Origin of the sequence: Streptomyces sp. NBC_01197, from assembly GCF_036010505.1 — a bacterium.
Taxonomy (GTDB): domain Bacteria; phylum Actinomycetota; class Actinomycetes; order Streptomycetales; family Streptomycetaceae; genus Streptomyces.
Map to the genome: position 1 here is coordinate 1,292,768 of NZ_CP108569.1, position 23,044 is coordinate 1,315,811.

Here is a 23,044-nt window from a genome sequence, read left to right on the forward strand (position 1 = left end):
ACCATGACGACAGCCATCGGTCACACCTCCTGCCTTGCGTCAGCCAATCCCGGCAGCAGCAAGCCGCCGGAGGAACACCGCAAACCATAGGCACGGGCCCGCCGCCGCGCCAGCTCTTTTCTCCCGCCGAACGTCCTCAAGCCGCGAGGCGCATGCCGGCCTGCTCCGCCGCCAAGGCCTGGACGCCCGGACAAGGGCCTTCGTCCCACCCGCACCCACGCGCGTGCCACCGGACTTTCCCCCCAACACCCCATGCTTCGATGCGCTGCGGGGGCTCACCGAACCGGAGCGGAGACCACGAGGGCGAACGAGTGCCCGGCGGGATCGGAGTACATGCGGACATCGCGTCGACCGCCGTTGTTCTTGGTGTCGAGGGGGCGCGCACCGAGGCCGATCGCCTCACGTTCGGCCTCGTCCATATCGTCCTGGGACACCAGGATGCGAAGGTGCGCCTGGGAGGCGTCATCGGGCCGCGGCCAGCTCGGCGGAGCGTAACCGTGGTCCTTGCGGACCGCCAGATGGACGCCGTCGTTCCCGATGACCTCCATGACGTCGGGATCGGCCCCCATACGTGCTTCAGCCCCGAGCAACTGGGCGTAGAAGTCGGCCAGTTCCGCGTGCTCCGAACAGTCGAGCACCAGCACAGTCGTTTTCGGGACGCCCATGGTCCTCCTGCTTTCGGTCTGCGGCACATTCCTGTTCTCTGGGGAGCCTCCTACCCCGCCCGGCCGGGCACACGCCGGATTCCGCCCGCTCCGCCCCTTCGCCGGGCGCAGCCCCATGGCCTCCGCTCACCCGCGTAAACCCATGGCAAAACCGGCAACCGAGAGGCTCTCACGTTGCTCTTGTCTGCCGTGATGAGCCTGACCGGAACTCCCTTCTTCGTGACCGCGACCCTGGTGGCCGCCCTCGCCGTTACGGTGCCGCTGTTTCTCTGGCACAAGGTCCACGGACCCGTCGTGGTGCGCGGGGCCGTGAGATTCGCCATGGTGCTCGTCGCGCAGGCGGCGGCCATAGTCGTCGTGTTCGTCGCCGTCAACAACGCGAACGGGCTCTACGACAATTGGGGTGACCTGCTCGGCACCGCCAGCCACGTCGGCGCGGCCCCCGACCTTGGCGACGACGGGACCGGCGGGCGGAGCGTCTCACGGGAGCCGCGGGTCAAACAGACCTTTACGCCGGTCGACGACTCCAGGATGGGGGCGGGCGTACGGGTCACACATCTGACGGGCCGGGTGTCCGGGGCGGACGGTGAGGTGTACGTCTGGCTGCCGCCGCAGTACTCCGACCCTGCGTTCAAGGCCAAGGACTTCCCCGTCGTGGAGATACTCCCCGGCTACCCGGGCTCGGCCAAGGACTGGTTCACCAACCTCGATGTGAACCGCCAGCTCCAGCCGCTGATGGCGAAGGGCGAGGTCAAGCCTTTCATCCTGGTAGCGCCGCGCACCTCGCTGCTGGGCGGGGAGGACACCGGCTGCGCCAATGTGCCGGGCGTCGTCGACGCCGACACCTGGCTCAGCGTGGACGTACGCAAGATGGTCAGCGACAATTTCCGGGCCGAGACCGGGGCCGGCGGATGGGGCGTCGCCGGGATCTCGGCGGGCGCCCACTGCGCCGCCAAGCTCGCCATCGAGCACCCCGGCCGCTACCGCGCCGGGGTCGCACTCTCCGGCTACAACGACCCGGCCGCCGAATCCGACTCGGTCACGGCGGGTGACCCGGTGCTGCGCCGCGAGACCAACCCGCTGTGGATACTCACCCACGCCGGGCACCCGCCGCGCACCTCGCTCTTCCTCACCGGGCAGCACGGCGACGGCTACGAGGACGGGCTCGCACTCCGCAAGGCCGCGAAGGCGCCCACCAAGGTATGGGTGCAGCGGACCCACGGCGGCCATCTGAACGTGGTGTGGAAGCCGCTGCTGCCCGAGGTCTTCCGCTGGTTGTCCGGCCGGCTGAGCGGCGTCCAGGACACCCGGGGCGGGCTGCGGGCGGGCGGCGGAAGCGGCGGCGGCGCTGCGGTACAGGCCCCCGGCAGCCAGATGCCGCCGCTGCGTCACCAGAGGCGCCACCCCTGACTCCGGGCCGGACCCGCGGAGTTGGCTGCGTCGGCCGCATTCATCGCCTCCACCGATTCACCTGTCCTCCTTGAAGGGGGTGGAGCGGAAGGTGACGGAATTCGGTGCTCGCGCAGGCACATCCGAACCCGTCGAGAAGTCGTCGGGGCGCCCGGGGGCGATTCCCCGGGGGACCCGGCCGGCAGCTTGTAGGGTGCCTGAATGAATGAGACTTATTTGAATAAAAGGGGCATCGTGGTTCTGGGGGATCTCTCTTCCCCGGCCTCGCACCGTGTGGGCGCCGGGTGGCTCGTAGCAGTCGCGGTGGCCTTCACATCGTTACAATTCGCCTTCGTACTACCGCACTTGGGCCTCGGCTGGGATGAGACCGTGTACGTGAGCCAGGTGAGCTCCCACGCCCCGGCGGCTTTCTTCAGCGCCCCGCGTGCCCGCGGCATCTCGTACCTGGTGGCCCCCGTAGCTGCGCTGACCTCGTCGACCGTGGCACTGCGCTGCTACCTCGCAGTGCTGTCCGGCGCAGGCCTACTGGGGGCACTGTGGGTATGGCGGCGATGTCAGCCCGCGCCCCGGCTGGCGCTCGCGGGCGTGCTGTTCGCAGGGTTGTGGGTCACCCAGTTCTACGGGCCGCAGGCGATGCCCAACCTGTGGGTCGCACTCGGCTCGCTGTCCTGTGCCGGTTTCTACCTGACGGCGGTGGTCAGCCGTTGCGCCGGGCGGACGGACCGCCGGGCACTGTTCGGCGCCGCGCTCTGCCTCGCCGCCGTGGTCCTGCTGCGTCCTCCCGACGGATTCTGGCTCGCCCTGCCCCTTGTCGGCGCGGCGTTCCTGGTTCGCGCGTGGCGTCACTGGGCGGTGTTCGCCGCGATCGCCTCCGGGCTGGCGGCGGGCGGTGCGGAATGGGTGGCGGAGTCGTACCTGCGCTACGGAGGGGTGGTGTCCCGGCTCCAGACCTCCGGCCGGGTCGAGGGTGGCATCAGCTGGCATCTGGCCTTCGCCGATCAGTTGCGGGCGCTGGGCGGCCGCACGCTTTGCCGGCCGTGCAACGTGCCATGGTCGAACAAGGTGGATTCACTGTGGTGGTTAGCTCTGCCTGTGCTCGCCGCGGGCGGGGTGGCCGTTGCCCGAAAGGGCCGGCGCCTGCCGTCCGTGCTACTGCCCGCACTGTGCGGGGTGTCGATGGCAGTGCCCTACCTGCTGCTGGTCAACTATGCCGCGCCGCGCTTCCTGCTGCCGACGTACGCCTTGCTGGCACTTCCGGTCGCCGACTGCCTATGGTGGTTGGCCGCAGGCGCGGGCAGGCCGAAGCTCCGGCCGGTCGCAACAGGCTTGGTGACCCTGGTACTTGCCGCCCATCTGACCGTTCAGTACGCCGTGCTGACCAACACGGTCACACGCAACGTGACGGCCCACGCCGACTACGGGCGGATCGCTGCCGACCTCCGCGGGCTCGGCGTCAGACGGCCCTGTCTGGTGACCGGAACCAACGCCATCCCCATCGCCTACTACGCCGGCTGCGCCTCCGGCTCGACCTCGGGCAACAACTCCAACATCACCGTCCGGGGCATCACCGACACCGCGGAGCACCGGCCGACTGCCGTTCTCGTCCCGGCGGGGCAACGGCCGCCGGCGTACGCCCGGACGTGGACCGGCCACCGGCTGCCGGACGTACAGCAAGGCGGCCCCTACACGGCATACGTAGCGCCGCGCCACGCACGTCCGAGTTCTCGCTGACGGCCGGCCAGGTGCGCTGCAGCGGCGATTTGGCGGCGGAACGGAGCGCATCCGGCTCTTCCGCGACGCCGGCGGCGCCTGTCGTGGGTGGCAGGCGGCCCCATGGTCCGGCCTCCGACGCGGCAATGGGCGAAAGACCGGCCCACGGGACGCACCCGCGGCCCGGCGGGGTCGGTCCACCTGGCGAGCTCGCATCCGTGTTCACCATTTCGCGCCATGGCCGCCGCCGTTGTGGCCCAGGGCGAGGATCGTGGTGGTCAGGATCAACCAGCGGTCCGGCGGACCGCCGCGGGGAAGCAGCGCCGCTGTGCTCCAGACTATCGCCGTGTACCAGGGCATCGAATACGGTGCCACCAGGATCCACGCGAATGCCAGCGCGAAGGGCGCTGAGACGGTCAGTGGGGTTTCCGGGGTCCTGCGGTGGATCAGCAGGGTGAGGGCGAGCATCAGAACGGGCCAGGCGACGCTGATGGCGGTGCTGGTCGCCGCTCGGCCGACAGTCGCCTGACCCAGCTGCTGGATGGGTGCCCAGAGGGTCGGGGCCGAGACCATGTGCGAGGCCGCTGAGAGTGGTTCGAGCGCGTGCAGCCCGTAGAAACCGTATCCGGAGAACAGGATGAGCAGGCAGACGGATGTCTGCCGGGTGGCTCGGCCCCAGGCGCGCTGGCGCAGTAGGGGCCAGAGCAGCGCCAGTCCCAGCAGGGCTGAGCTGATCTTGATGCTGCAGGCCAGCCCGACGAGCAGGCCGATGAGCAGGTCACCGCGTGGCCGGGCGGTCTGGCCGGCCACGGCGATGGCGCAGACCGCGAGTGCGGCAACGAGGGTATCCAGGTGCCCGCCCGCGACCAGTTCCACGATCAGCAGGGGGTTGGCGACCCAGAGCAAGCCGGCCCGGACCGGATCGGGAGCCATGCGGAGAAGGACGTATCCAGCGGCCAGGAACACGGCACCGTTGACGAGCATGAGCAGCCAGATGGTCAACCATGGCCTGTGTCCGCCGATTTGGGCTGCCGTGGTCTGCAACCAGGTTGCGACCGGCCCGTACACCGAGGGGCTTCTCAGCCAAGCGTTGCCGACCCAGTGTGCGTAGGTCCCGCCGAGTTGTGCGGGTGTGGTCATGTAGGGATCGCCGCCGAGGGCGGAGATCCGGCCGTATGCGGCGTAACTGGCCGCATCGGAGGAGCCGACTGGCGTCAGATTGACGACGACCGCCACAGCCAGAGCGCCCAGGCCGAACAGCTTTCGTGGACTGGGGGTCCAGCCGCGGCGGTGAGCCCCGAGCATGCCCATCATTCCGAGGGACGTCAGGGTGATGGAAGTGAAGGTGGCCAGTGTGGCGGCAAGGTCCGGCATGGGAGCCAGCAGCGGAATCGGCAGAGGCAACCTGAGCGTGTTGTGGTTGGGCGCACAGGCACCTACCAGAACCAAGAGGACCGTGCCGGTCACCGACATGGTCACGGCAACCACCGGCCGGGTGAACGGCCGGCACCGGCGACCGTGGGATGAGACCGTCTCCACCTCGGACTCGACATCGCGTGCGGCCGGCGGCCGCCCCGTATCCGCGACTTCACTCTGCCTCGGACCGACGGTCAGCCTCATCGACCGGCTGCTCTGCATCCCTCTCTGAGTCCGAGAGGTGGCCGGTGCTTGCTCGTCGGTTGTCACGCTCGTTCTCTCACTCATGTACGTCGAAGGCATCAAGGGCGGGGGGCTGGGGCCGTCGGCGCCCGATGCAGGCGCTTTTGAGCTGCGGGGATCGTTGCCAGCACGGCCGGGCCGAGCGCCGCTGCCGACTCCTACGGAACGTAGGGCTGGAGAACGGAAGACCAGGGCCACCGAGGTGGGGCGGTCAAGCAGAGGCAGTAGGGCCCGCCGTGCCCGGCTCCCGGTGCGCCAGCCCGCTGCCCACCGCGACGGTGGCGGCGGTGACGAGGCCGGCCAGCGGCACCGCCCAGTGACCGGCGAAGGTGGTCGCGAGCACCAGTGGCACGCTGACCGGCAGGACCGCCTGCTGGGCCGCGCCCCGTTTGAAATGGCGCGTGTGCAGCAGCGAGACCGTGAGCAGGAACAGCGCGGTGGGCACGGTGGCCGCCGCCGCTGCCGCGACCGCCGGGATGTCCGCGTGGCCCGTCACCTGCTCGACGGTGACCTCGATGCCCGCGCCGATCGCGGCGGCCGAGCCGAAGACCAGATAGTGGCCGTAACCCCAGAGGAACGCCTGCCGGTTGGAGACCAGGTGCTCGTGGATGGGCACCGCGAAGTAGATCCAGTAGGCGGAGAAGACGATGACGAGACCGCCGGCCGCGATCGGCAGCAGTTCGCCGAGCGCGGCCGACTCGTCCACCGCCGACTGCACCGCGACCGTAGCGGCCGCGACGGTCTCACCGAGCATGATGATGGTGAAGAGCCCGTAGCGTTCGGCGATGTGGTGCGGATGCCAGTGGGTCCGGTGGTGGTGCTCGGCGAACGCGGGCACCGACAGATCGGCTGCGGCCATGGGCACGAAGCCCCACTGCCAGGCGGCGTGCGGAAGCAGCAGCAGAACGACCCAGCCGATCTGTACGACCACGAGCCCGGCCGCGTACCGCAGGGCCGTGGTCCGGGCGGCGCCCGTCTCGCTGCGCGCCGCCCGGAGCCACTGGAGCGTCAGCACGACGCGCATGATCAGGTAGCCGACGACCGCGATCCCGAAGTCGGCGTGGTCGAAGGCGCGCGGGACCCCGGCGGCGAGGACGAGCACGCCGGCGATCTGGACCAGGGTGGCGATCCGGTAGAGCACGTCGTCGGTGTCGTACGCGGACGCGAACCAGGAGAAGTTGACCCAGGCCCACCAGATCGCGAAGAAGACGAGCAGATAGCCGGTGATCCCGTGGGCCGGGTGGCCATCGGCCAGCGCGTGCACCAGACGGCTGCCCGCCTGCGACACCGCGACGACGAAGCACAGGTCGAAGAAGAGCTCCAGCGGGGTGGAGGCGCGGTGCGGCTCGTCGGGGTCCCGGGCCCGCATCCGCACTCCTGGCAGCGGGAACCCGCCGTGTCCTGCCCCGTACGCCGTCGTCTCTTCGCTCATCAGCGCGCCGTTCCTCCGCTCACACCCGGCACCGGTCCCGTCCCGGGCCCTCAGCACCTCACCCTGACATGCGAACCGGCCCGCAGTGAAAACTGCGAGCCGGGAAACGCGGGCCGGACCGGGGGCGCACCGGGCCGGTGCGGTGGGTCAGCCGGTGGTGGTCGTCTGCTGGCCGGTGGCGCTGTCCTTAAGCCACTGCTCCCAGGAGAGGTTGAAGTCGGCGTAGCCGTTGTCACCGGCCGCCTTGCCGCGCGGGGAGCCGGTGATGGTGATCGGGTCACCCTGCTTGACGAAGTCGTAGAACCACTTGGCGTCGGCCATCGAGAGGTGCACGCAGCCGTGCGAGCCGTAGCTGTGGCCCGGGTAGGGGTCGCCGGTCGAGTAGTGGATGTAGGTGCCGGAGTTGGTGAGGTGCACGTCCCAGGGCAGGGTCAGGTCGTAGAAGTCGGGGCTGCCCTTGGTGCAGCTGATGCCGACGCTGCACGAGGTCATGTGGACCTCCTTGGCCTTGTCCATCACGGCCATCGTGCCGTCCCAGGAGGGGAAGCTGGGGCTGCCCGCGTCGATCGGGAGGGTACGGACCGGCTTGCCGCCGCTCGTCACCTTCATCGAGTGGCCGGGCACCGACGCGGTGGCCTCGACGTCATCACCGATGGTGAACTTGTGCTGGTAGTTGTGCGTGCCGTAACGGCCGTTGCCGTTGCTCACGTCCTTCAGGTCCGCGTTCAGTGTCACCTTGGTGCCGGGCTGCCAGTACTTCTCGGGCCGCCAGTCGGCGCGGGTGCTGCTGAACCAGTGCCATGCGCCGGTGACCGGTGCGGACGTGGAGACCTTGAGGTGCTTCTCGACCGTGGCACGGGCCGAGGTGGCGACCGGGTTGGTGAAGACCACCGAGACCGGCATCGCGACCCCGACGGTCGTACCGGTCTTCGGGGCTATCGTCTCCAGCAGCATCGGCGGGCCCGCCGGGTGGGTCGGTGACGGGTGTGCGCTCGCCGACGGCTTGGCCGGCCCCCCGTTCGCCGAGTCGCCCGATGCGGACGCCGAGGCACTTCCCCCACAGGCGCTCGTGCCCGCCAGTACCGCGCTGACCAGCAGTGCGATCCCCATGCCGCCCTTGACCCGCCCCATGCTCATGCTCCGCTCACATTACGTCCCGCTGAATGCAACACCACTAGAGACAGTCGACCGGCCTGTGCGGTTGCAGCGGTTCTCGTAAAGCGCAGGCCAAGTCTTCGTACGGATCCGGCCACTCCGGCCTCGGGGAACATCGGTACAGCGGTTGGCGCTGAGAACGATCATGGTCAGCTAGTGCTGTGACCGCATAGGTTCGCCGGGTCGGTGGTCATGGCGGTTGGATGTGCGGTGACATCCGATGCGATCTCTGGAGGCGCGGTGGCTGAGCCTGTCCGTGTGCGCAGACTGACCGACCAGGAGGGGCAGAAGCTGCAGCAGATCGTGCGCCGGGGCAGCACCAGTTCGGTGCGTTACCGGCGGGCGATGATGCTGCCGGCCTCGGCACGGTTCAGACCCGGGCCCTGCACGCCTACCTGCGCTGGCGCAACGCCAACGCCCGCCATCGCGATGTCCTGGCCGCCGAACGCAAGGAACGCGCCCGTATCCGAAGCGAGAAACGCATCCGCTGGGCGGACGCCCCCTCGCCACCGCGGCCTGACCAACCCGGCGAACCTACACGATCAGAGCCCTAGCTTCGGCTGCACAGCATCGACATCAGCAGCCCGTGAGTCTCCTCGTCGGCGGCGACCACAAGCCCACGACCTGCCTCACCCATCGGGGCACCGTCGATGCTGGTGACAACGCAGCCAGCTGCTCGACACAACGCGATGCCGGCCGCGAAATGCACGCTCCTGGAGAGGTCGCCGCCATCGGTGACATACGCGGCCCGTTTGCCGGCAGCCACCCAGGCAAGCGCCAGCGTCGTGGATACGACGCGCGGCCGGAAACGCTCGACGAACTCAGGGCAGGCCAGCAGATCCACGGCCCGGAATCCCGGCGCACTCGGGAACGGCGGATCCAGGTTGACATCCACCAATCGGGTAGACGGCGTGGGCGTCAGCAGTGCGTCGTCGGCCCCGTCATGTCGCACCCAGGCGGTCTCCCCGTTGGTGAAGAAAACCTCGCCGCTGAATGGGTCGGCCACGGCCGCCGCCCCATCGCGCAGCGCCACGTTGACGGCCACCAGCATGTTGCCGACGGCGTAGTTCAGCGTGCCGCACAGGGGATCCACCAACCACTGGCGCACAGCGTCGGCGGCACCATGCTGCCCGCCTTCCTCGCCGAGCACCGCATCATCGGGCCGTGCGGCACGGATGACGCCGAGGATCGCCTCCTCTGCCTCCACATCGGCGGCGGTGGCAAAGTCCCCCGCACCCTTGTCGATGCGGCTGAGCCGCTGGCCGTACATGTTGCGGACCACGTCCGCGCCGGCCCGCGCCCCGGCTATCGCGACTGCAGCATCGTCGGAGCTCGCGTATGAGTCGATCATGCCGTGCAGACTATCGAGGCGAAGCTACCGCCCCGGCGAACCTTCCCGGTCACGGAAGGTCGCAGAGAAGCGGCTGCACGCCACGGTCGCGGGCGCCGCCCGCCGCGCGGACCCGGCGCTGCCGGGGGACCTGGTGGCGACGCTGAAGACGCCGGAGGGCTCGCGGTTCTCGGAGCTGGAGCGGCTGCGCCGGCCGCCGACGCGGACCACCGGCATGGCGTTTGGCGGCGCGCTGGAGCGGGTGGACAGGCCCGCAGCCCGGCAGCGGTCCGGGTCGCATGTCCACGAGCGCGGGATGTATAGCTCACGGTCCACCGCCGCGTGTCCACGGCTGCCTGCGTAGACGAGGTAGACGGCGACCTGGGCGTTTTCGATCCTCCCGGCGGTGCCGGTGTACTGACGCTGGGCACCCACGGTGTGCGTGCCCTTCTTCACGTCCCCGGTCTCATCGACCACCAGCACCGCGTCCTCGTCGTGCAGATGCTCCAGCACGTACTCACGCACATCGTCGCGCCCTCTGTCGGCATCCCACTTGGCCCGGCCGAGCAGGTGCCGCATGCCGTCCGGACTGGTCTCCCCGGCCCACTCGGCGATGCTCCAGCAGTTCTTGCGCGGCAGGTCCGACAGCAGCCCCAGCACCAAGTCCCGTACCCGGCGCCGGGGTTCGACCCGCGCGAACCGGCCCGCTATCCGGAACATCAGTACCTCGAACGTCTCCTGCCAGAGGGCAGGGTCTACGCTGTGACCCGTGGCCACCGCATGATCGTTTGCCTTCACACACCGATGATCAGCGGTGGCCGTACCCGTCTCCCAGCCGCCCCACCTGTGACCAGGCCGGTTGGCTGCCGGCCTGCGTGTGCTCGTCGGCGCACTCGATCAAGCCGCTGCGGGAGCGCTCCAGCCGGTGTCGGCGGCCCACCGTTCGGCCGCAGCCATCAATACCTCCGTAGCGGGGGCCTTGATCTGCCCATAGTCCGACAGGTCCGGCACGCTCAGTGCCAGCCGCTGCTTGAATGCGCCCCACGCCCGACGGGCGTCCTCGTCCGCACGCAGGTAGGCGCGAAACAGCAGGGCAAAGCGGGCATTAGGTCCGGCGTCCTCCCGCAAGTGGACGTTGCACGACCTTGCGCCGGCCGGTGGCGCGAAGACGAGTTTGTGACACCGCTGGCCGCCGGAGACTTCGACGCGGTTCCACGGCTCCGGGCGGCACCGGAAGCCGATCACCGCAAGCAGCGGTACATCCCTGGCCTCGTCGATCGACGTCATCCGCACCTGCACATCAATGCAGTCCTTGGCCGGCAAGCCCGGTACCGAAGTGGATCCCACGTGGTCGACCCCGAGCACGAGGTCACCCAGCGCATCTCGCAGCATCCCTGCAAGCAGCTCGAACTCCATCGGCCACTGCGGGCGGTACTCCACCACGGCAACCTGACCGCGCTCATCGGGAAACGGCATGTCGCCAGACGCTACATGTCATTCGAGCGACTCCATAGACAGCGGGGCCACCTCCTGCAACCCGCCAACGGGTGTGCCCCAGCACTCGACACAAACAAGATCACGATCTACGGCTGGAGTATTAGCCGCGTTGATCATTCGCGAAGTGAAAGGGCTGCAGTGAGCACTCCCATAGCCGAAACCGGGCGGCCCGTCATGGCCGACCGTGCGCGGCAGATCATGGCCGCTGCCCGGGAGTTGCTCGACGCTGAAGGGCCGGAGGCGTTGTCGATGCGACGCATTGCCGAGCGCGTCGGCATCCGGGCGCCTTCCTTGTACAAGCACTTTCCCGACAAGGCCGCTGTCGAGGCCGGGCTTCAAGCACAGGGGATGGTTCGCCTGGCGCAGGACATGGAGGCTGCTGAGGCCGAGATCGGCGACGATCCGCCCCTGCTGGTGCTCGCGAGCGCCTATCGGCAGCATGCGCTCGCCGGTCCGCATCTCTACCGCCTTACCCACACTCGGCCGCTCGCCCGCGCTGCGCTACCCGAAGGGCTCGAAGACCGCGCGGCGATGCCCCTGGCCCGCGCGGTGCATGGCGACATCGATATCGCGCGGTCGTTCTGGGGGTTCGCCCACGGCATGGTGACACTCGAACTCGACGGCCGATTCCCGCCCGGCGCGGACCCGGATGCCGCATGGCGCACCGGCTGCGAGGCGTTCGCCGACCTACTCCAGAACAAGAATGGCGGGGATGCCCTGTGACGGCCATCGCCAAGCGTTCCGCTCCTGGCCTCCCCTGCTCCTGCTATGGATCGCCGCACTCGGCACCACGCTCAGGCGCTGGCCCTGAATGCTCGCTCGACCGGGCGATGCGCGGACAACTGCCGCTCGGGATGCCCAGCGGTCACGGCTCCTGGACAAGGAGCTCCGGCAGGAGGCCGTCCGGTGCACGCCTGATGACCAATCCCCTTCACCAAGCCTGCTACGGGGTGACCATGGATCTCGCCTACCTTCCCAGCCCATCAACCGGGGTACTGCACCTCGGCCCGGTGCCGTTGAGGGCGTACGCCTTCTGCATCATCCTCGGCGTGTTCGTGGCCGTCTGGCTCGGCAACCGGCGCTAAGTCACACGGGGCGGGGACCGGGGCGTCATCGCCGACATCACCATCTGGGCCGTGCCGTTCGGCCTCGTGGGCGGACGGCTGTACCACGTGCTCACCAGCCCCGACGCGTACTTCGGCAACCACGGCGAGCCAATCCGGGCTCTGTACGTGTGGGAAGGCGGGCTCGGCATCTGGGGCGCCATCGCCCTGGGCGGCCTTGGCGCGTGGATCGGCTGCCGTCGCCGCTGCATCCCCCTTCCCGCCTTCGCGGACGCCATCGCCCCGGGCATCGCCGTGGCCCAGGCGATCGGCCGCTGGGGCAACTGGTTCAACCAGGAGCTCTACGGCCGCCCCACCACGCTCCCTTGGGGCCTGGAGATCGACCGCGCACACCGCCCATTCGGAATGCTCGACATCGCCACGTATCACCCCACCTTCCTCTACGAGTCGCTCTGGGACATCGGCGTCGCCGCACTGGTCCTCTGGGCGGCCCGGCGGTTCGCACTCGGCCACGGCCGGGCCTTCGCCCTGTATGCCGCTGCCTACACGGCTGGCCGATTCTGGACGGAGTACCTGCGCATCGACGAGGCCCACACGTTCCTCGGCCTGCGCCTGAACGACTGGACCTCCGTCGTGGTCTTCCTCGGCGCGATCGCCTACCTCGTCGTATCGGCCCGCCGCCTCCCCGGCATCGAGGACGTGTCGCGGCCCCGGGGCGAGGGCGGAACGGAGAAGGGTGACAAGCCTCGTAACACCATGCCGACATCAAACCCTTAGCGCTCCGCCTCAAGTGGATCTCGCCCCCGTCGCCTCGCAAGGAGAACGCATGACATCCCCAACGCGCCCCAAGGCCAACCGGAGTTCGGCATCGGGCCTGGTCCGCGGCGCCTGGGCCCTGCTCTCTGTGTTTCTGCTGGCCTGGGCTGTGCTCGAGATGGTCAACCACGGCGGCGGGACGATTCCACTGGGCATATTGGGCTTCATCGCTCCCGACCTGACGCTGTTCGTCGGGCCGTCGGGGCCTCGCGAACCCGGGCAGCTCCCACGCGGCAAGGTGCCCGCCTACAACCTCGTCCACCGGCCGATCGTCCCAATTCCGGGGCTCATCGTCGTCCCCTTCCTGCCGGGCGACGGACCAGGTGCCAACGTCGGGCTGTTCACTTTCGCGCTCGGCTGGCTGCTGCACATCGCCTCGGATCGGGCGCTCGGCTACGGACTGCGCACTGCCGACGGCTGGCAGCGCTAAGCGCCGACCGGGCAGCTTCGCGGACCCGGACCTGGCACCGGCGAGATCATCACCCCCATCCACCGCGGGCACTGGAACTCGAAATGCAAGGCCCCTTACGCTTTGAGCATCCCCGGCGGTGATGCTTCCCAGGTATCGGTAAACGATCGTTTGACGACAGGCAGGCGGCGCGTCCAATGAACCCATGCAATCCGGGGCTCGCGGCGCCGCGAATCCAATCAGATCCGATGGTGATTGCTGACAGGGTTTGACGACAGATAGGGTTCGATCCCCCGTACGGAAGGGGCCCTTCGGTGGCGAACCTGGTCTACAAGCGGGTCTCGACAGACCAGCAGTCCACCGCCCGGCAGAACCTCGTCCTGGATGAGGCCGGGATCGAGGACCCGGTCGTCTTCGAGACCCGGGCACCTCCAGCCGCCTCCACCCGCTCCAGCGCCCGAAGTTCCGCGAACTGCTCACCTACGCGCGGCCGGGCGACACCGTGCACATCTCCGAGATGTTCCGCCTCGTACGCGGTACCGCGCACATCCTCGACGTGCTCGACGTCCTCCACCGCGACCGCCTCGCCCTGCGCATCCACGACGGCGCGTTCTCCGCCATGGACCTCACCGCCCGCCACCCCCGCACCGGCGAGCTGCTGTCCACCGTGAAGTTCATGGTGCAGACCCTCGCCGCCGCCGGCGAACTCCAACGCGACCTCCAGCGCGAGCTGACCTACGACGGACTGCGCGCCGCCGAGGCCAAGGGCAGCAAGGGTGGGCGCCGCCCCGCCGTGGCGCCCACGAAGACCGCCGACGTACGCACCGCGTACCTGGAAGGCCGCTCCATCGCCGCCCTCGCCCGCGACCACGGCGTCAGCCGCGGTGCCATCCGCACGGTCGTCGCCGACCTCCTGCCCGACCACACCGCCATCGAGGAGGACGTCCCGGCCCCGGAGCTGCCGATCACCCTCGACATGCCCGGCAAGGTCGCCGACTATCTCCGCGCCACCGAGCTGGAACCCGCCGAACGTGCCGCCCTCGACCAGGGGACGACCGTACGGCGCGGCCAGGGCTACACCCTGCGCGTCACCGCTGTCCTCGCGGTGCACCGTCGGCTCCTCGCCCTCTGCCAGCCGCTCGACGGCGGCCAGGGCACCCCCGCGATCCCGGCCCAGCGCACGGCCCGCCGCGAGTACGAGAACCGGGTCACCACCCTCACGCCCTGACCATGATCGTTCTCAGCGCCAACCGCTGTACCGATGCTCCCCGAGGCCGCACTCGGCACGCGGCCCCTCCGGGAACGCCGGTCCAAAGAGTTTCGCCCCGGGCCAATACACCTGTCCGGTGACGCTCGTTGGCCCTGATGGCCCATAGAGCCCGTAGACCAAGCACCTGCGTCAGGAGACGGCACGCATGAACAGGAAGTCCGGCAGCCGGAACGGTCGCTTGCCGCTGACCGCCGCACAGACGGGGATGTGGTTCTCCCAGGAGCTGGACGCGGAGAACCCCAACTACCGCGCGGCCGAGTTCGTCGAGATCCGGGGCCCGCTCGACCTGGAGCTGCTGGAGGAGTCCCTGCGCGAGGCCGTCGGCGAGACGCAGGCGCTGCGGGCCGGGTTCGAGACCGACGGCGAGGGCCGCACCTGGCAGCGCGTGGGGCCCGCGCCGCAGTGGTCGCTGCCGCTGGTCGACCTGCGCGGCACTGACGACCCGTGGGCCGCCGCGCACACCTGGATGTGGGACGACATGCGGTGCCCGCTGGACCTGGGACGCCCGCCGCTCTTCACCTTCGCGGTGCTCAGGACGGCCGATGACTGCTTCCTGCTCTACATCAGCGTGCACCACATCGCGCTCGACGGTTATGGCTTCTCGCTCTTCATCCAGCGGGTGGCCGAGCTCTACTCCGCGCTGGAGTCCGGCCGGTTCCGGCCCGATCCGTCCTGGGGGACGCTGGAGGACCTGCTGTCCGACGAGGCCGCGTACCACGCGTCGGAGCGGTTCACCGAGGACCGGGAGTACTGGGCGGCGCAGCTCGCCGGCCACCCGGCCGCGCCCGACGCGGCGGGCCGGCTGAAGTCGGTCCCGCACCGCTTCGTACGGGAGAGCGGCCCCGTCGGCGCCCCGGCGGCCGCGGGGCTGCGGGCGCTGGCCCGGCAGGCCAGGACGAGCCTGCCGTCGGTCGCGATGGCGGCGCTCGCGCTGTACGTGCACCGGCTGAGCGGACGTGACGAGGTGTCACTCGATCTGACGGTGACCGGCCGCACCGGAGCGGTGGCCCGTACGGTCCCGGTGATGCTGGCCAACGTGCTTCCGCTGTCGGTACGTCCGGAGCCCGGCGGCACGGTGTCCGAGCTGGTACGCCACACCGCGCGGCAGGCCCGCGGGCTGCTGCGCCACCAGCGCTACCCGGCGCCGTACCTCGTCAAGGACCTCGGCGGTATCCCCGCCGGCGGATATCTGGGCGACTGGGGCATCAACATCATGGGATACGACCCGCAGCTGTCGTTCGGCCGGCACCCCGCCGTCCTGCACAACCTCTCCAACGGCCCGGTGACCGGTCTCGGTGTGAACGTGTACGACCGCCCGGCGGACGGTTCGCTGCGGATCGACTTCAACGCGGACCCCGCCCTGTACAGCGCGGAGGTCACGGCCGGGCACCACCGGCGGTTCCTGGCCCTGCTCGACACGCTGGCCACGGCGGGTCCCGACCGGCCCGTCGCGGAGATCGGGCTGCTGACATCCGACGAGCGGCACCGGGTGGTGAGCGGCTGGAACGACACCGGGCGCCCGGTGCCCACCGCCACGCTGACCGGGCTGTTCGAGCGCCAGGCCCGCCGTGCGCCGGATGCGACCGCGCTGGTGTGCGGCGCGAACGTCCTCACGTACGGCGAACTCAACGCGCGCGCCAACCGGCTGGCCCGGCTGCTGATCTCGCGCGGCGCCGGTCCCGAGACCTTCGTCGCGCTGGCGCTGCCGCGCACCGCCGACTACCCGGTCGCCCTGCTCGCGGTGCTCAAAGCGGGCGCGGCGTGCGTACCGGTGGATCCGGAGCACCCTGCCGAGCGCATCCGGTACCTGCTCACCGACGCCGCCCCGCTCTGTGTTGTCACCACCGCCGCTGCCGCCCCAGGGCTGCCCGCCGCCGTGCCCGCGCTGCTGGTCGACGCGCCCGGCACCGTCCGCGAACTGGCCGCCGGGCCGGACACCGACCTGCGCGACAGCGACCGCCGTGCCCCGCTGCTGCCGCACCACCCCGCGTACGTCAGCTACACATCGGGGTCCACCGGAGCGCCGAAGGGCGTGGTCGTCGAGCACCGCTCGCTCAGCAATCTCTGCGCCGACCACCACAGTGAACTGATCGCCCCTGCGGTCGCGGCGGCGGGCCGGCCGCTGCGGTCCGCGCTGACCGCGACGTTCACCTTCGACACCGCGTGGGAGGGTCCGCTCTTTCTGGCGGCGGGCCAGGAGCTCCATGTGATCGACGACGCCGTACGGCTCGATCCGGCGGAGCTGGCCGGCTATGTCGACCGGCACGGGATCGACTTCCTGGATGTCACGCCCTCTTACCTGCACCAGCTGATCGCCGCCGGTCTGCTCACCGGCGCCCGGCACCGCCCCCGGCTGCTGATGATCGGCGGGGAGCCGCTGGACGAGGCGCTGTGGCGGACGCTGCGGGAGTGCCCGGACACGACCGCGTACAACTACTACGGCCCGACCGAGTGCACGGTCGACGCCGTGTACTGCCGACTGGACGCGGAAGGTGACCTGCCGGTCATCGGGCGGCCCGGTCACAACGTCCGCGCCTATGTCCTGGACGCCGCCCTGAACCCGGTGCCACCGGGGGTGCCCGGCGAACTGCACCTGGCCGGTGCGCAGGTGGCGCGCGGCTACCTCAACCGGCCCCGGCTCACGGCCGAACGTTTCCTCGCTGATCCGTTCGGTGCGCCGGGCAGCCGCATGTACCGCACCGGCGATCTCGTGCGGTGGACCGTCCGGGGCGCGCTGGAGTACCTCGGGCGCACCGACGACCAGCTCACGCTCCGCGGCCTGCGGATCGAGCCCGGCGAGATCGAGGCGGTGCTCGCCCGCCACCCCGGGGTGGCCCGCGCGGCGGTCGCGGTACGTGAGTCTCCGCAGGGCGAACCGGTCCTGGCCGCGTACGTGGTGCCGACCGGCCGGCCGTCGTCGGCGACCCCGGCACCGAGGGCGGCGGCCGACGGCGCCCCGTCCGCCGCCGAGCTGCGGGCCTGGGCGACGGAGCGGCTGCCGGGCTATCTGGTCCCCGGCGCGTATCTGCTGCTCGGCACGTTGCCGCTGACGCCGCACGGCAAGCTCGACCGGGCCGCCCTCCCGGCGCCGGAGGCGACGGCCGAACGGGCCGGGAGGCCCGCCCGCAGCGCACAGGAGAGGATGCTCTGCGCGCTCTTCGCCGAGGTGCTGGGTGTCGGCGACGTCAGCATCGACGACGACTTCTTCGCCCTGGGCGGGTACTCGTTGCTGGCCGCCCGGCTCATCGGCCGTATCCGCTCCTCACTGGGCGCGGCCCTCTCCATCGGCGCGGTTTTCGAGGCGCCGACGGTGGCCGGACTGGCCCGGCTGCTCGACAGCGGCGCCGCCCAGGACCCCTTCGCGATGCTGCTGCCGCTGCGTACCGACGGTTCCCGGCCGCCGCTGTTCTGCGTCCACCCGGCGGGTGGTCTGAGCTGGTGCTATGCGGGAATGCCGCGCCATCTCGCAGCCGACCTCCCGGTGTACGGGCTGCAGGCGCGTGGGCTCTCCGGGCCGGGCGGGCTGCCCGCGACCTTCGAGGAAATGGTCGCCGACTATGTGGCGCACATCCGCTCCGTACAGCCGTCCGGCCCCTACCATCTGCTGGGCTGGTCCCTGGGCGGCGCGCTGTCGCACGCCATCGCGGTAAGGCTCCAGGACCGGGGCGAACAGGTCGCCCTGCTGGCCATGCTGGACTCCCGCCCCATCGACCCGCGCAGTCGGCTCCGGTCGCTGCCCGACGACCACGCGGCACTGGCGCTGCTGCTCGAAGCCGCCGGGCACGCCCCGCCGGGCCCCGGTCTCTCGGCGCTGACCGCCACGGATGTCGCCGCGATCCTCAGCAGCGACGGCGGGAACGGGCGCCCCGCCCCGCTCACCGACCACCATGGGCTGGCCGAGCACCATGTGGCGGCGATGACCTCGGTCCTCACCAACTCGGTGCGGCTCCAGCCGACCTTCGTCGAGGGCGTGTTCGAGGGGGATCTGCTGTACTTCCACGCCACCCAGGGAAAGTCGGCGCAGTCCCTCACCGGGGAGGCGTGGCGCCCCTGGGTGACCGGGCGGATCGAATCGCACGACATCGCCTGCACACACCACGCCATGACCCAGGCGGCGCCGCTCGCGTACATCGGGCGGTCCCTCAACCGTCATCTCGACGCCGCCACCGCCACCGCTTCCTCCGTCTGACGGACGCAGGACGCGGTGGGGCGCCGGAAACCGTCCCGCGGGACCTCCGCGGAGACATCACCACGAAGGAATCGGACACACTCAGAGGTATGAGCACCCCGGAGAGAGAAGCATTCGACGACGAACGCGTGGGTACGAGGTACCGCGCCGAAGTGGAAGCGGCGTACCGGAAGGTGGAAGCGGCCGCCGCTCCCGAGGCACAGACGGAGCTCGCGCGCGGTGTACTGACCGGGTATCTGTGGGCCCTGGGCCGGGCGGACGCGGCGCCGGCCACCGGCATCACCGGCGGCGCCCCGGACCTCGGGCGGCTGACCGCCGAGGTGGACGCGGTGACCGTACAGCTGGAGGACGCGGTGCAGCGCGGTGTCCCGGACGACCACGCACGCGGGCTGTACGACGCGCTGTCCTGGATCTGCGGCCAGAACGACCGGCACCCCTGACGCTGCCGCGAGCGGGCGGGCCCCGGGTCGGGGCGACGCGCCGTTCGGACCTGCCGTCCGTACGGGCGGGGGTGAGGGCTGCCGCGGCCCGGCCGGGCCTCTCCGTACGGATCCGGGCGGCTACCGCGGTGGCGCCGCTTCCGTGTCCGTGACCTGGGGCCGCCCGGCCAGCGCCGCGATCTGCGCGCGGGACGAGAAGCCGAGCTTGGCCAGGATGTGTTCGACGTGGGCGTCGGCCGTGCGCTTGGAGATCACCAGCTGTTCGGAGATCTCCCGGTTGGTGAGCCCTTCGGAGACCAGCGCGGCGACCTGCCGCTCCCGGCGTGTCAGCATGTCGCCCGGGGCCGAGCCCGGCTGCCGGGGCAGCGGAACGGCCGGGGTGTCGGCGTCCATGAGCGCCAGCTCGACGGCCCGGTCCAGCGGGAGTTCGGCGCCCTGCGCGAACAGCCGGGCGAACTCCGCGTCGCCCAGCGCAGCGCGGACGGCTCTCTCCACCCGTGTGTGGTCGTCGAGGTACACCGCGGCCCCCATCATCGGGGAGCCGACCTTGCGCCAGAGCGCCCCGGCGGCGCCCAGCAGCCAGGCAGCCCTGCTGGGGTTCGCCAGGTCGGCGGCGCCCCAGGCCAGCAACTCCAGGCTGTTCGCCGCGCCGAACATCTCCCGGACCTCGCGGCTGCGGTGCAGACCGGAGCGGGCCAGCGCCACACACTCCGCGGCCTCCCCCCGCCCCCAGGCCGCCATCGCCTCGATGACCAGGATCTGGCCCTTGATGATGCATTCGCCGCTCTCGTCGCCGAGCAGCAGCAGCGCCTTCTCGCACTCCTCGACCGCCGCGTCCGAGTCGCGCAGCACCGCGTGCATATAGCCCTTCTGGTAGTGGAAGACGACCAGTCCCAGCCGGTCGTTGATCCGGTGCTGGCGGGCCAGCGCCTCGTCCAGCAGCCGCTGTCCCGTCTCGGGGTCGCCGAGGAGCCAGCGGACGCCGCCTGTGTAGCCGGTGGCAAGGGCGAGATCGAGTTCCGAGCCCGCCTGTCCTGCCAGCTCCCTGGTCGCCTCGAAGCCGGCGAGTGCCGGTTCGAGATCGCCCTGCACCAGGGCGAGAAGACTGCGCCAGAGCATCGCGAGCGCACGTTCGCGGCTTGGCTCGGGGTCGGCGTCGATGCCCTTGCCCAGCCAGTGGCGGCCCTCCTCGGAGAGCCCGGCAGTCAGCCAGAACGGCCAGAGCCTCGCGGCCATCTCCAGTCCGGGCCTGATGCCATCGGGCCGGGAGAACGAGTAGTCGAGTGCGCTCCGCAGATCAGGGAGGTCGCGGTACAACTCCCAGTAGAGCGGGACCTGTTCGGACGTGAGTACGGTCTCGTAGAAGTGCTGGACCCGGGCCAGACAGTGGGTGCGGTGGCGGGCGCGGCAGCGTTCCTGCTCATCGCCCAGAGCGGCGCAGCGGTCCGCTCCGTACTCCCTGATGGTGTCGAGCAGCCGGTAGCGGGAGCCGTCGCCGCCGTCCCGCATCACCACCGACTTGTCGACCAGGCCGAAGAGGTGCTCAAGGATCTCGTCCTGCGGCAGCCCGGCGCCCGAGCAGACCTCTTCGACGGCCGCCAGGTCGAAGGGCCCGGCGAACACCGACAGCCGCGCCCAGAGCAGCCGCTCCTCGGCAGAGCACAGCTCGTGGCTCCAGTCGATCGCGGTGCGCAGCGTCTGGTGACGGGGAAGCACGGCGCTGCGCCGGCCTCCGGTGAGCACCCGGAAGCGGTGTTCGAGCCGGGCTGTCAGCTGGTCCAGCGGGATGGCTCTGAGCCGTACGGTGGCCAGCTCGATGGCGAGCGGAATGCCGTCCAGGCGGCGGCAGAGCGCCAGCACGTCCTGATGGTTGCCCGCGTGGACCCGGAAGCCGGGCACCACCGCGGCCGCCCGCTGCTCAAAGAGCGTCGTCGCGTCGTCGCAGGCCAGCGGTGGTACATACAGGGTGTGTTCGCCAGGGACGTCCAGCGGCTGCCGACTGGTGGCCAGCACCGTCACTCCGGGCGCCTCGCGCAGCAGCAGGTCGGCGAGGAACGCGCAGGCGTCGAGGTGGTGTTCGCAGGTGTCCAGGACGAGCAGCAGCCGGCGTTCCTGGAGGTGCTCCATGACGACGTCCAGCAGGAGCCGCCCGGACTGCTCGGCCAGCCCCAGCGCGCTCGCCACGGCCTGGGGCAGCAGCTCGGGGTCGTGCAGCGAGGAGAGCTCGGCCAGGACGACACCGTCCGCGTAGTTCCCTCCGAGGATCAGCGCGGCGCGCAGCGCCAGCCGGCTCTTGCCGACTCCACCGGGGCCGACGAGGGTCACCAGTCTCGCCCGCGCCAGCAGCTCACGTGTCCGGTCGAGCTCCGCGGAGCGGCCGACGAATCCGGTGACTTCCACGGGCAGTTCGCCGGTGCGCCGGCTGTAACCGAGTGCCATACCGCCCCCGCCGCGCTTCCTGAATGTTCCTTCGTGCGACGTCTGTTCGCAGAACGGCTCTGCGTACACCGTCTCTGCGTACACCGCGCACCCCTGTCGCGCACCTCAGCGTACGGGGTCAACCACGGTCAGTGACACAGGGCGGCCGGCAGGGCCACCGGAGGAGCGACCCGGGCGGGCCGGTCGGGAACGTTTTCCGTAAGGGCGTTCCCAAGCCTTTCCCAAAGCCGTAACCCGCGGTACCCCGGGGACGGTTGCCCGGGGGTACGACGCCGCGCGGTCCGGGGCGGGGATGGCGCCCTCGCCCCGGGACGGCGTACGGCGGGTTCGTCTCCTGCCGCGCCGCCCACCGGGGCCGGGGCGAACCCGCTCCCCCAGGTGACGTACGTACCGCCGACCGTCACTCCTGGTCCGGTGTGGACCGTCTGTCCTCGGGCTTCTTCGTACGCAGGCGGGCCGTGACGTCCTCGGGGGGCAGGAACTTCGACCACCGCTCGGGGAATTCGGACGGCATGTCCGACCCTTCGTCGTCGGCCTCCGGGGCCACGGCACCCGGATGGTCCGGGGTGTGCGCTCCGCCCTCGGGGCGGGCGGTCTGCTGGAGCCGGAGACGCTCGTTCGCCGCGCGTGCCGCCGCCGTGGCCACCGAGGGCCAGATCCGGTCGATAGCGGCGTTGACCGCGGCGCCCACCAGGACGGCGAAGGCCGAGACCCCGATCCACAGCAGCACCGCGACCGGCGCGGCCAGTGAGCCGTAGATCGTCGGCCCCTCGACCGTGCTCGTGAGGTAGATGCGCAGCAGCAGGCTCCCCAGGACCCACATGCACAGCGCCACCAGCGCCCCCGGCATGTCCTCGATCCAGGGTGAGCGCACCGGAACGGACACGTGGTAGAGCGTGGTGAGGAAGGCGATCGACAGCAGGATGACGACCGGCCAGTACAGGACCGAGATGACCTGTTCGGCGCCGGGCACGAACTGCACGACCCGGTCCGGGCCCGCCACCGCGAGGGGCAGCACCACCGCCCCGATCACCAGGGCGACGACGTACAGCACGATGGAGAGCAGCCGGGTCATGACGATGCCGCGACGGCCGTCGAGCCCGTACATCACGGTGATCGTGTCGATGAAGACGTTCACCGCCCGCGAGCCGGACCACAGGGCGAAGGCGAAACCGATGGAGACGACATCGGGGCGCTTGCCGTGTGTGACGTTCTCCAGGAGCGGCTCGGCGAAGTCGTGGACGCCCCGGTCGGAGAGGACCGTGCTCGCCGCGTGCAGGATGTTCTTCTCCAGGCTGGCGACGGTGTGGGTGTCGGTCCAGCCGTCGACGTAGCCGAGCAGCGCGATCAGACTGAGCAGCAGCGGCGGCAGGGAGAGCAGCGTGAAGAACGCCGCCTCGGCCGCGAGCCCCAGGATCCGGTACTCCATGCACGAGTTGACGGTGTCCTTGAGGAGCAACCACGCCATTCTGCGTTTGGAGACATTGCGATAGAGGGCTCTGGCCCGATGGAGCAGACCCGGATGCCGCTCCCCTGTTTCATTTGCTGCCTGCACCTCC

The 23,044-nt window shown here is 70.4% G+C and carries 15 protein-coding genes and 4 pseudogenes; 10 read left to right on the forward strand and 9 right to left on the reverse strand.

From position 1 onward, the window contains the following. Positions 1 to 275: 275 nt before the first annotated feature. Entirely contained in the window at positions 276 to 665 is a 390-nt protein-coding gene (locus tag OG452_RS05865) for a VOC family protein (RefSeq protein WP_327294551.1), read from the reverse strand. Positions 666 to 857: 192 nt separating this feature from the next. Between OG452_RS05865 and OG452_RS05870 the strand changes: the two genes are divergently transcribed. Together OG452_RS05870 and OG452_RS05875 are read left to right on the forward strand one after the other, a co-directional pair. Further along, positions 858 to 2,075: an alpha/beta hydrolase gene (locus OG452_RS05870; protein ID WP_327294552.1), complete on the forward strand. Its 1,218-nt coding sequence runs from the start codon at positions 858 to 860 to the stop codon at positions 2,073 to 2,075. A gap of 375 nt (positions 2,076 to 2,450) precedes the next feature. Beyond that, a complete protein-coding gene (locus OG452_RS05875; RefSeq protein WP_327294553.1) occupies positions 2,451 to 3,806 on the forward strand; it encodes a hypothetical protein in 1,356 nt (451 codons plus the stop codon). A 201-nt stretch (positions 3,807 to 4,007) separates the two neighbouring features. Here the strand turns inward: OG452_RS05875 and OG452_RS05880 are convergent, their stop codons facing one another. The 3 genes from OG452_RS05880 to OG452_RS05890 all read right to left on the reverse strand — a co-directional run bounded on the left by OG452_RS05880 (position 4,008) and on the right by OG452_RS05890 (position 8,007). Next, a complete protein-coding gene (locus OG452_RS05880; RefSeq protein WP_327294554.1) occupies positions 4,008 to 5,159 on the reverse strand; it encodes a hypothetical protein in 1,152 nt (383 codons plus the stop codon). 496 nt (positions 5,160 to 5,655) lie between these two features. Further along, complete coding sequence (locus OG452_RS05885; RefSeq protein ID WP_327294555.1) at positions 5,656 to 6,876, reverse strand: low temperature requirement protein A; 1,221 nt, start codon at positions 6,874 to 6,876, stop codon at positions 5,656 to 5,658. A 147-nt stretch (positions 6,877 to 7,023) separates the two neighbouring features. Next, complete coding sequence (locus tag OG452_RS05890; RefSeq protein ID WP_327299524.1) at positions 7,024 to 8,007, reverse strand: L,D-transpeptidase; 984 nt, start codon at positions 8,005 to 8,007, stop codon at positions 7,024 to 7,026. 389 nt (positions 8,008 to 8,396) lie between these two features. On the opposite strand from OG452_RS05890, the pseudogene OG452_RS05895 reads away from it, so the two are divergent. Continuing rightward, a pseudogene (locus tag OG452_RS05895) lies at positions 8,397 to 8,551 on the forward strand (IS630 family transposase); the annotation flags it as partial. Between the two features lie 30 nt (positions 8,552 to 8,581). Here the strand turns inward: OG452_RS05895 and OG452_RS05900 are convergent. Next, on the reverse strand, positions 8,582 to 9,382 hold the full coding sequence (locus tag OG452_RS05900; RefSeq protein ID WP_327294556.1) for an inositol monophosphatase family protein: 801 nt from the start codon (positions 9,380 to 9,382) through the stop codon (positions 8,582 to 8,584). A 43-nt stretch (positions 9,383 to 9,425) separates the two neighbouring features. On the opposite strand from OG452_RS05900, the pseudogene OG452_RS35350 reads away from it, so the two are divergent. Then, a pseudogene (locus tag OG452_RS35350) lies at positions 9,426 to 9,641 on the forward strand (hypothetical protein); the annotation flags it as partial. On the opposite strand, the pseudogene OG452_RS05905 reads toward OG452_RS35350, so the two are convergent. Together OG452_RS05905 and OG452_RS05910 are read right to left on the reverse strand one after the other, a co-directional pair. Further along, positions 9,629 to 10,081, reverse strand: a pseudogene (locus OG452_RS05905) (IS701 family transposase); the annotation flags it as partial. The pseudogenes OG452_RS35350 and OG452_RS05905 overlap by 13 nt on opposite strands. A gap of 177 nt (positions 10,082 to 10,258) precedes the next feature. Beyond that, entirely contained in the window at positions 10,259 to 10,837 is a 579-nt protein-coding gene (locus tag OG452_RS05910; RefSeq protein ID WP_327294557.1) for a GrpB family protein, read from the reverse strand. 195 nt (positions 10,838 to 11,032) lie between these two features. On the opposite strand from OG452_RS05910, the gene OG452_RS05915 reads away from it, so the two are divergent. The 6 genes and pseudogenes from OG452_RS05915 (at position 11,033) to OG452_RS05940 (ending at position 19,046) form a co-directional block, all read left to right on the forward strand. After that, complete coding sequence (locus OG452_RS05915; protein ID WP_327294558.1) at positions 11,033 to 11,581, forward strand: TetR/AcrR family transcriptional regulator; 549 nt, start codon at positions 11,033 to 11,035, stop codon at positions 11,579 to 11,581. Between the two features lie 233 nt (positions 11,582 to 11,814). Then, positions 11,815 to 12,699: pseudogene (gene lgt, locus OG452_RS05920) on the forward strand (prolipoprotein diacylglyceryl transferase). 49 nt (positions 12,700 to 12,748) lie between these two features. Next, positions 12,749 to 13,168 (forward strand): DUF4260 family protein, encoded by a 420-nt coding sequence (locus OG452_RS05925; RefSeq protein ID WP_327294559.1) that lies wholly within the window; start codon positions 12,749 to 12,751, stop codon positions 13,166 to 13,168. Positions 13,169 to 13,619: 451 nt separating this feature from the next. Beyond that, positions 13,620 to 14,375, forward strand: coding sequence for a recombinase family protein (locus OG452_RS05930; RefSeq protein WP_327299525.1), 756 nt, complete (start codon positions 13,620 to 13,622; stop codon positions 14,373 to 14,375). A 187-nt stretch (positions 14,376 to 14,562) separates the two neighbouring features. After that, a complete protein-coding gene (locus OG452_RS05935) occupies positions 14,563 to 18,606 on the forward strand; it encodes an amino acid adenylation domain-containing protein (RefSeq protein ID WP_327294560.1) in 4,044 nt (1,347 codons plus the stop codon). A gap of 89 nt (positions 18,607 to 18,695) precedes the next feature. Then, positions 18,696 to 19,046: a hypothetical protein gene (locus OG452_RS05940; protein WP_327294561.1), complete on the forward strand. Its 351-nt coding sequence runs from the start codon at positions 18,696 to 18,698 to the stop codon at positions 19,044 to 19,046. A gap of 120 nt (positions 19,047 to 19,166) precedes the next feature. Here the strand turns inward: OG452_RS05940 and OG452_RS05945 are convergent, their stop codons facing one another. Both OG452_RS05945 and OG452_RS05950 read right to left on the reverse strand, forming a co-directional pair. After that, a complete protein-coding gene (locus OG452_RS05945) occupies positions 19,167 to 21,569 on the reverse strand; it encodes an ATP-binding protein (protein ID WP_327294562.1) in 2,403 nt (800 codons plus the stop codon). A 316-nt stretch (positions 21,570 to 21,885) separates the two neighbouring features. Next, positions 21,886 to 23,040: a YihY/virulence factor BrkB family protein gene (locus tag OG452_RS05950; RefSeq protein WP_327294563.1), complete on the reverse strand. Its 1,155-nt coding sequence runs from the start codon at positions 23,038 to 23,040 to the stop codon at positions 21,886 to 21,888. Positions 23,041 to 23,044 lie beyond the last annotated feature (4 nt).